Genomic DNA, 6,327 nt, shown 5'->3' on the forward strand with positions numbered 1-6,327 from the left:
TAGTAATCCTCTTAACGGATCAGATACCGGAATTCCAACGTGGACGTTTCCCGTAAATGCTTTGATAGATCTGCATGATTTTAGTTCTCATGTATGATGGAAGGTCATCATTCTTTTTATCGACTGTGACATACCAATGGACATGCAATGCGTCAATGTCCTCCACCATCATCTGGATCGGCCAGGCATTTTTCCTTTCCGTCTCTCCAAATTGAAGACCATCAATGATGTCTCTTTTCAAATCAACTATATTTTTTGCTTTGGCCGCAGGTTGCTGATCTTTCGGCGGAACTCCCGAACGTCCGATATAAATAAGTTCTACCCTTCCTTTGCATAACGCATAAACCAAATAAACGCCATATCTATTTGCAGGAACATTAGATACTTCAGTTAGACTATCAGTAGCCCTGAAGAAAAAGTTTCCGCTCTTTTTGTACTTATTTAGCTCGTCGAACATGAGGTGTTGAAAAAGGTCTCAACTAATATATCATATTAATTGAGAATATCATCATGATATTTAGAAAACTCTCGGACAGATCATCGCTCTTGGGACCCTTCCAAAAGTAAGCCCCATGGTCAGTTCATGAGAACCATTCTGGTTACTACCGAGCTGGCTGGTTACATGATCATAAGAATAACCGATGCGGAAACGTTCACTTACATAAACCTGTGCGACTCCCGATATAGAATTCTGCTTGCCCAGATTATTGCTTTGGTATCCCGTCTTCCACAAACTAAGCCCTGTCCGGTACGATGCGCCCAGCCAGATCTTATCACTGAAAATTGTCATGACGTTAAAGTCCACGCTGGTAGGCCCCTTCAAATCATCTTTAATCAGTATGCTTGGCCTTAGCCTGAAATCTGGGTTCACATTGATCAATGTTCCTCCCATAAGGTAGGCATGGCGACTGCGGATGATGTTCATAGAAGCGTTTGAGCTGATGGTCTGGTTTCTGTTCGAACCGGAGAATGCATCGAGCACAGATAAACCAAAATACCAGAAATCAGTATTATAGAATATGCCAAGTCGAAGGTCTGGCACCAGGTTGCTTGCATTACCCACAGGAACTGCAACATCATCAGGATCATAGGTAGTCAGGAGTTCTCCTTTAATGCTATACTGTGCTACACCTATTCCCAAACCAAAACTAAGCCTCTTGGTGTCATCCTGATCCAGCTGCAATCGGTAAGCATAATTTACTGTTGCTGAGGCGGCAGACTGTGGTCCTATTTTATCCGAAGAAACCTGCACTCCAAGCCCCATCCTCCGGTCGCGGGGATCCAGTATTCCATCTAAGGAAGCAGATGCCGTTTGTGGTGCACCTTCTACTCCCACCCATTGTGCACGGAGCGCAAGCTGAGCAAACCATTCCTCTTTATAACCTGCATATGCAGGATTGATACTTAAACTATTGAATACATATTGAGTGAATTGAATATTTTGCTGCGCACTGGTCCTGCTGCACAAAGCGCAGAAGAGACATACCAGTAAGCACAAACGTAAACTTTTCATTTTTTATCTTTTTAACAATATCCAGCTTCTGCGGGATTCCTCCACACTACCCTTTTTCAATTTGATGACATAGAAATAAGTACCCTCATTCAGGCCCGCCCCATCCCATTCATCTTTATAATTTTTATTCCGATATACTTCGTCCCCCCATCTGTTGAAGATGGCAAGTTCTATAGTATCATAATTTTCTCTTCCTTTGATCTGGAAAGTATCATTCTTACCATCACCATTTGGTGTGAAAGTATTAGGGATATCTAGATCCGGTGGTGCCACAGTGACCGTCACTGTAGCCGTATTAGATGGCAAACCATTTTCATCATATATCTTATACGTAAAAGTGTCCTTCCCGGAGAAGCCTTTATTAGGAATATACACCACTCTGCCATCCGGATTGATTTCCAAAATTCCGTTTAATGGCTGCATGATGATATCTATTGTGGAAGCATCGAGTGGGAAAAGGCTAGGAAGGTCATTATTCACTACCGGAACTTCCACCTTCACATCAGCTTTTGTCCTTGCGAAATCATCTATTGCGGTAGGATATCTTAAAATATCCAGATCCGTTGGTGTATCGTTCGTTGCATCGGTACCTGATACATCTGAGACCATGATTCCTGTATTGGTGTAACCTGTTGCAGTTGCGGTGTTGCGAACATTTCCTGTTCTCTTCTCTTCATCTGTAATGGTGTAATCTGCAGTAACCACTACCGATGCTCCGGGCGCAATTACTGCTGGAGATACGGTAAGGGGCGCCAATTTAGCATCCTGCAGCTCCAGGTTCTTAAGTGTCACATTACCAGCATTGGTGATGATAAATGTATAAGCAATTGTTTTGAGATCTCTTTTGAGCATTCCCGATTTCACCAGGGTGATGGCCGGATTAGTCCGGATGGCGACCTCAGCAGTAGCAGATTTTGGTGTGGTATATTCTGCTGAAACTACAGAAGCAACATTGACAATTTTCCCAGAGTTGATCAATGGCAAACCGTTATTGTCAAGGTCAGCCTGTTTGATGACATAAGAACCTGTGTAAGTCCAGGTCTCATTACGCTCCAAAATCCGATTGCCATTGTCCCCTCTTGGTCGAGACAGCGTACCTCCAAGCATTGGATCAGCAACAACCACATCATGGTGACTTGCATTGGCATTATTGGTTACAGTAATCGTGTAATTGATCCGGTCGCCGACTTCTGCAATGCTGCTGCGGTCTGCCGCCTTAACAATGGAAATGTCTAAACATACCGGAACCGTTACCGTAATAGTAAATGGCGCTCCCTGGCAACCACCATTTATGCCTCTTGGTGTGACGGTATAAATTACCTGCTGTGGTTGATTTGTGGTATTGATCAACGTTGCATTGATCTCATCCCCACTACCGTTTTCTGCACCTGACATTGTGGAGCTCACTGTCCAGCTAAATGATGCAGGCAATGCGTTTCCACCTTTTGAAATCACATTGATGTTGTCATTCTGCAAATGATAACTGAAAGACGATTGTCCGCAGGTAAGGCTGTTGATCACATCATTAAAACCTTTAGGAGCAGGATTGATGTTCAGCTCTGTGGCCGCAGACGCTTCACTTTCGCAACCAGTCGTATTTTTTGTGGTAACGGTATAGTTGGCGGCTTCAGTGGCGATGTATTGCTGATTAGTTGCATCAGGAATCAGAACGCCGTTTTTGAACCACTGATTGCCTGTAGGTGCAGATGAAGTTAATGTCACAGATTGACTTTCACAAAGTACAACCTGGGTTCCCTCGGTGATTGTAGGCTTTGAAGGATACGAAACCTCAGTTACAGTGATGTTGTTCGATACCGGACTTAAACAGCCATTTGCATTGGTTACCCTTACCGAATAAACTCCAGCAGCTTTGGCTTCATAAGTATTTGAAGTGGCACCCTGAATGAGTACATTATTTAAAAACCATTGGTTTCCTGACGCAACTGAAGATATAAGGATGCTGCTTCCACCTGTGCAAAATGCGTTTTGTGTTGTTGACACATTTGCAGCGGCAGGTAGCGCATGTACAGTAACAGTCACCGCTTTGGCCGGCGTAGCACAATCCGAAGCATTAGTCAAGATTACATAGTAGGTGGTCGTTGTTAATGGGCTAACTGTTAGCGTAGCGTTGGTTGAGATCACATTAGATAAAGCAGCATCGCTATACCAAGTAAATTTGGCGTCGGCGATCGTACTTGATGCGGTAAGTGTTGAGCTAGCTCCCGCACAGATTACATCATCTGCAACTGTGATATCGGCAACGGTTGGTTGGTCATTCACTGTGACGGTTACCGCTTTACCGGCAGTGAAGCAATCGGAAACATTGGCAAGTTTTACGTAGTAAGTACTAGTTGTTGAAGGACTTACGTTTAGCGTTGCATTGGTGGAGATTACATTAGATAAAGCTGCATCGCTGTACCAGGTGAATATCGCTCCTGTTATATTACTTGATGCAGTTAGCGTTGAGTTGCCCCCAGCACAGATTACATCATCTGCAACTGTGATGTCGGCAACGGTTGGTTGGTCATTCACTGTTACCGTAACCGCTCTACCACCGGTGAAACAACCCGAAGCATTAGTCAATCTAACGTAGTATGTAGTTGTCGTTGATGGGCTTACTGCCAGGGTCGCAGTATTTGAAATCACATTAGACAATGCTTCATCGCTGTACCAGGTAAATCTCGCTCCTGTTATGGCACTTGATGCAGTTAGCATTGAGCTACCTCCGGCACAAATCACATCGTCGGCAACCGTGATGTCGGCAAGTGTAGGTTGGTCGTTTACTGTTACCGTCACCGCTTTACCGGCAGTGAAGCAGTCGGAAACATTAGTCAATCTTACATAATATGTGGTGGTAGCAGCTGGGCTTACTGTAAGGGTAGCATTGGTAGAGATTACGTTGGTTAAAGCCGCGTCGCTATACCACATAAATTTGGCGTCGGCGATCGTACTTGATGCGGTAAGTGTTGAGCTAGCTCCTGCACAGATTACATCATCTGCAACTGTGATGTCGGCAACGGTTGGTTGGTCATTCACTGTGACGGTTACCGCTTTACCACCAGTGAAGCAGTCGGAAACGTTGGTAAGTCGTACGTAGTAAGTAGTAGTTGTTGAAGGACTTACAGTTAGCGTTGCATTGGTGGAGATTACATTAGATAAAGCTGCATCGCTGTACCAGGTAAATCTCGCTCCTGTTATGGCACTTGATGCAGTTAGCGTTGCGCTACCTCCTGCACAAATTGCATCATCAGCAACTGTGATGTCGGTAACGGTTGGTTGGTCATTCACTGTGACAGTTACCCCTTTACCACCAGTAAAGCAGTCGGAAACGTTGGTAAGTCGGACGTAATAAGTAGTAGTTGTTGAAGGACTTACGGTTAGCGTTGCATTGGTGGAGATTACATTAGATAAAGCTGCATCGCTGTACCAGGTAAATCTCGCTCCTGTTATAGCACTTGATGCAGTAAGCGTTGAACTACCTCCGGCACAAATCGCATCATCAGCAACTGTAATATCAGCTAGGGTTGGCTGGTCGTTCACGGTTACCGTTACCGCTTTACCACCAGTGAAGCAGTCGGAAACGTTGGTAAGTCGGACGTAATAAGTAGTAGTTGTTGAAGGGCTTACGGTTAGCGTTGCATTGGTGGAGATTACATTAGATAAAGCTGCATCGCTGTACCAGGTAAATCTCGCTCCTGTTATGTTACTTGATGCAGTTAGCGTTGAGCTAGCTCCTGCACAAATCACATTGTCCGCAACCGTGATGTCGGCAAGTGTAGGTTGGTCGTTTACTGTTACCGTTACTGCTTTACCGGCAGTGAAGCAATCGGAAATATTGGTCAATCTTACATAATATGTAGTTGTTGCCGATGGGCTTACTGTAAGGGTAGCATTGGTAGAGATCACGTTGGTTAAAGCTGCATCACTATACCAGGTAAATCTCGCTCCTGTTATGGCACTTGATGCAGTTAGTGTTGAGCTAGCTCCGGCACAGATTACATCATCTGCAACCGTGATGTCGGCAACGGTTGGTTGGTCGTTCACGGTTACTGTTACCGCTTTACCGGCAGTGAAGCAATCTGAAACATTGGTAAGTTTTACGTAGTAAGTAGTAGTTGTTGAAGGACTTACAGTTAGCGTTGCATTGGTGGAGATCACATTAGATAAAGCTGCATCGCTGTACCAGGTAAATCTCGCACCTGTTATGGCACTTGATGCAGTTAGCGTTGAGCTACCCCCGGCACAAATTACATCATCTGCAACTGTGATGTCGGCAAGTGTCGGCTGGTCGTTTACGGTTACCGTTACTGCTTTACCGACAGTGAAGCAATCGGAAACATTCGTCAATCTTACATAATATGTAGTGGTAGCAGCTGGGCTTACGGTAAGGGTAGCATTGGTAGAAATTACATTAGTTAAAGTCGCATCGCTATACCACGTAAATCTTGCCCCAGTGATTGCACTTGATGCGGTCAGCGTTGAGCTACCTCCTGCACAGATTACATCATCTGCAACCGTGATGTCGGCAACGGTTGGTTGGTCATTCACGGTTACCGTTACTGCTTTACCGGCAGTGAAGCAATCGGAAACATTCGTCAATCTTACATAATATGTAGTGGTAGCAGCTGGGCTTACGGTAAGGGTAGCATTGGTAGAAATTACATTAGTTAAAGTCGCATCGCTATACCAGGTAAATCTTGCCCCAGTGATTGCACTTGATGCGGTCAGCGTTGAGCTACCTCCTGCACAGATTACATCATCAGCAACTGTAATATCGGCAACAGTTGGTTGATCATTCACTGTGACGGTTACCG

General features: G+C 44.8%; 3 protein-coding genes. All 3 read right to left on the bottom strand.

The features are described from left to right. Positions 1 to 19: 19 nt before the first annotated feature. The 3 genes from PBAL39_RS22765 to PBAL39_RS22775 are packed head-to-tail and all read right to left on the bottom strand — an operon-like array spanning position 20 to position 6,313. A complete protein-coding gene (locus tag PBAL39_RS22765; RefSeq protein ID WP_008246103.1) occupies positions 20 to 457 on the bottom strand; it encodes a hypothetical protein in 438 nt (145 codons plus the stop codon). A 60-nt stretch (positions 458 to 517) separates the two neighbouring features. Then, a complete protein-coding gene (locus PBAL39_RS22770; protein ID WP_039867501.1) occupies positions 518 to 1,513 on the bottom strand; it encodes a type IX secretion system membrane protein PorP/SprF in 996 nt (331 codons plus the stop codon). A gap of 3 nt (positions 1,514 to 1,516) precedes the next feature. Beyond that, on the bottom strand, positions 1,517 to 6,313 hold the full coding sequence (locus tag PBAL39_RS22775; RefSeq protein WP_039867502.1) for a T9SS C-terminal target domain-containing protein: 4,797 nt from the start codon (positions 6,311 to 6,313) through the stop codon (positions 1,517 to 1,519). Between the last annotated feature and the right edge of the window lie 14 nt (positions 6,314 to 6,327).

The sequence above is a fragment of the Pedobacter sp. BAL39 genome, assembly GCF_000170795.1.
Taxonomy (GTDB): Bacteria; Bacteroidota; Bacteroidia; order Sphingobacteriales; family Sphingobacteriaceae; genus Pedobacter.

Excerpts from the sequence above, each read along its gene's own strand:
- PBAL39_RS22765 (WP_008246103.1), bottom strand. The coding sequence starts at position 457 with ATGTTCGACGAGCTAAATAAGTACAAAAAGAGCGGAAACTTTTTCTTC.
- PBAL39_RS22770 (WP_039867501.1), bottom strand. The coding sequence starts at position 1,513 with ATGAAAAGTTTACGTTTGTGCTTACTGGTATGTCTCTTCTGCGCTTTG.